Below are 603 nucleotides of genomic sequence, written 5' to 3'. Positions count from 1 at the left end.
GTCAACATCGGCAATGTCTACGACAAGCTCACCGGCGGCTTCGTGATCAACAAGGACGGCCCGGTGACGGTCATCGCCGACGGCAAGACCTCCGTGGCGGCTGACGGCCAGCTGCCGGCCGCCTCCATCCTCGACGCCAAGGCCATCGTTCTTGGCACGGAGGCCCGTTTCTCACTCGGGGAGGAGGCCGACCAGACCATCCTGCGGGTCAAGCGGGTGACCCATGGCCGGGAGACCCGTACGGCCCTCCTCCCCTTCCAGTCCCGGACCATCATCGACCCGAGCCTGGAGCCCGGGCAGACCGCCCTACGCCAGGCCGGCGTGAACGGCGAGAAGGAACAGGTCTTCGAGGTCACCTATGTGGATGGGGTGGCGGAGAGCGAGCAGCTGGTCTCCGAGACGACCACCAAGGCTGCCCTGGACCAGGTCGTAGCCGTGGGCCCAGATAAAGCCCAGGCCTCCACGGACGATAAGCAGCATGCCAACAAGGGCAAGAACAAGGAGGGCGACAAGAACGGCCAAGGCTCCGGCTCCGACGGGTCCTCGGGCTCCGGCCAGACTTCCGGCGGCGATGACGGCGGCAGCAGCAGCCCTGCCCAAGCA

The 603-nt window shown here is 67.0% G+C and carries 1 protein-coding gene; it reads left to right on the top strand.

The genetic code is table 11. The features are described 5' to 3' along the window. Window positions 1-603: G5 domain-containing protein (locus tag CRD59_RS07545; RefSeq protein ID WP_201736586.1), on the top strand; the 603-nt coding region annotated here is incomplete at both ends.

The sequence above is a fragment of the Bifidobacterium xylocopae genome (assembly GCF_003315615.1).
Lineage (GTDB): Bacteria > Actinomycetota > Actinomycetes > Actinomycetales > Bifidobacteriaceae > Bombiscardovia > Bombiscardovia xylocopae.
Note: the sequence above shows the minus strand (reverse complement) of the source record. Positions and strands in the feature narration are given on the sequence as shown.